This window comes from Kitasatospora xanthocidica (assembly GCF_014656195.1).
Taxonomy (GTDB): domain Bacteria; phylum Actinomycetota; class Actinomycetes; order Streptomycetales; family Streptomycetaceae; genus Kitasatospora; species Kitasatospora xanthocidica.
This window is the reverse complement of record NZ_BNBY01000023.1, coordinates 131,929-134,546: the sequence shown is the minus strand read 5'-3', so window position 1 is coordinate 134,546 and position 2,618 is coordinate 131,929. Positions and strand designations below refer to the sequence as shown.

1 protein-coding gene is annotated in these 2,618 nt (G+C 74.4%); it reads left to right on the top strand.

Annotated features, from left to right (window positions below):
* Positions 1-151: 151 nt before the first annotated feature.
* A complete protein-coding gene (locus IE332_RS30630) occupies positions 152-2,542 on the top strand; it encodes an RICIN domain-containing protein (protein ID WP_189922711.1) in 2,391 nt (796 codons plus the stop codon).
* The last annotated feature ends 76 nt before the right edge of the window (positions 2,543-2,618 follow it).

Here is a 2,618-nt window from a genome sequence, read left to right as displayed (position 1 = left end):
CCGTTCCGGGTGACGAAGTGCCGCCCGGGCCGTTGACGCGGCTTGTCTGAACATGTGAAATGTCACCCATCACATGCGACGAGCCTGTCGACCTGATTTGAACGTTCAAACACCCTGGTAGTCAACCACCCCGACCGGAAGAGGACCTGCCATGCCACCCCGCACCCGCGCCTTACCGTCCGGTCTCCTGCTCCTGGCCGTCCTCGCCGCCCAGGCCCTCGGCGGCGGCCCCGCCTTCGCGGACGGCCAGCCCCTCGACCGGGCGCCCCTGGTGGACGGCGGCAGCTACGTCCTCGGCTCCGCCCTCGACGGCAGCTGCCTCGCCCCGCAGTACGCCCGGACCGCCCCCGGCACCCCGGTCGTCGGCGCGGACTGCCAGCGACTGCTCAGTCAGCGCTGGCAGTTGCGCCGCACCGGCGGCGACTACCTGCTGGTCAACGCCGCGAGCGGCCGCTGCCTCACCCTCGACGGCCCGGGCCGCCCGCCCGTCGCCGCCGACTGCGGCACCTCCCCCGGCGGCGAGCGCTTCACCGTCTCCCGCGCCCCGCAGGGCACGTACACCCTCGCCGCGCGCGGCTCGGACGCCTGTCTGAGCGCCGACCCCGACGACGGCAGGTCCCCGACGCCCCGGCACTGCGACGCCCGGCCGGCCCACCGCTGGACGCTCACCCGCACCGAGCCCCTCGTCCTCGCCAACCCCGGCTTCGAGCAGGGCGCCGACGGCTGGACCCTCACCGAGCACACCGGCATCGCCGTCAACAACCCGCACAGCGGCACCCGCCTCGCCTACCTCGACGCCGGAACCGGCTTCACGGTGAGCCGGCAGACCACCGCCACCGCCGCCGGCAGCCACGACCTGTCCGCCTGGATCGCGACCGGCGGCGCCGGCGGCACCTTCTCGGTCAGCGTCAACGGCGCCGTGGTGCGCTCGCTCACCCTCCCCGAGCAGCCCGTCTACGCCAAGTACACCCTGCCCCGGGTCCGGGTCGCCCCCGGCGACCGCGTCGTCCTCACCATCGGGTCCTCGCCCACCGGTTGGGTCAACGTGGACGACGCCGCCGTCGCCCCGTCCGCGCCCAACGACCCGGTCGCCAGCTCCTCCGACCCCGAGGTCGTCGCCCTGTTCGACTGGGCCAAGAGCAAGGCCAACAGCTGGGTCCAGCAGGCCGGCACCTCCGGCGTGCTCGACATGGACGAGAACCACCCGGGCGGCACCGGCACCACCACCTACGACGCCACCTACTGGGCCGGCTACCCCTTCCGGTCCGCCTTCTACAGCCGCGACTTCGCCCACCAGCTGGTCGGCGCCCACCTGCTCGGCCTGGACGCCGAGAACAAGACCATGCTGCGCGGCTTCGCCGACTCCGCCACCGAGACCAACGGGCTCTACCCGGTCTGGGCACTCAACTTCGACGCCCGGTCGTACGGCGCGATCGACTATCGCGGCCCGAACCGCTTCGTCCGCGAGCTGCCCGCGCCGTTCGAGCTCGTCCAGAAGGCCGGCGAGGCCTACCGGTGGACCGGCGACCGCGACTACGCCGACGACCCCGCCCTCGGCACGTACGTCCGCAACACCCTCGGCCCGTTCATCACCCGCCACCCGGGCCCGGTCGACAACGGCGGCGTGCCGATCCCCCAGGCCACCAGCCGCAGCATCTTCGCCGGCACCGCCAGTTACGCCGAGAACGCCGCCGGCACCTACGCCGAGGCCGGTGACGCGCTCGGCGCCCAGTACCAGGCCTACCTCGCCGCCGCCACCCTGGCCGAGGCCCGGGGCGACGCCGCCTCCGCCGCCGACCACCGGCGCGCCGCCGAAGCGCTGCGGTCGTACGTCAACTCCCGCTGGAGCGTGGACGATCAGCGGCCCGGCGAGGTCGTGCACGGCTACGACACCGCCGGCCAGCCGGTCGCCGGCTGGGGCTACGAGGCGAGCGTGCTGATGCCGGTCAAGCAGCTGCTCGACCCGGGCCCGCGCCGGGACGGCTACCTCGCCGCCATCGACGCCGCCGACTCCGGCCCGGAGCGCTCGGCCAACCTGGAGGCCTACACCTACCTGCCGGACGCCTTCTTCGCCAACCAGGACGGCGCCACCGCCTGGAAGTGGATGCGGTACATCCACCGGAGCGCCGGAGAGCGGCACGCGAGCGGGCAGATGCTGAACGGCGACTACCCCGAGGTGCCGTTCACCCTGCTCGCCCAGACCGTCCAGGGCCTGCTCGGCGTGGAGCCGGACGCCGCCGCCGGCGCCCTCGCCACCACCTCCCGGCTGCCCGCCTCGATGGGCTGGCTGCAGGTCGCCTCCATCCCGGTCGGCGGCGGCACGGTGACCGTCCGCCACGACGGCGAGCGCTCCAGCACCGTCACCAACACAGGCTCGGGTGCGCTTACTTGGGAGGCCCGCTTCCGAGGTGAGCACCCGCGGCTGACCGTCGACGGCGTGGCGCGCGACGCCCGCACCAGGACGGTCGACGGCGTCACGTACACCTACGCCACCGTCACCCTCGCCCCCGGCCGCACCGCGACCGCGGCCGTCACCGACTGATCCCCCACGCGGCACCACCGCGCCACCTACCCCCACACCGCACCACCCGCGGCCGGCCGGCCCCACCCGGCCGGCC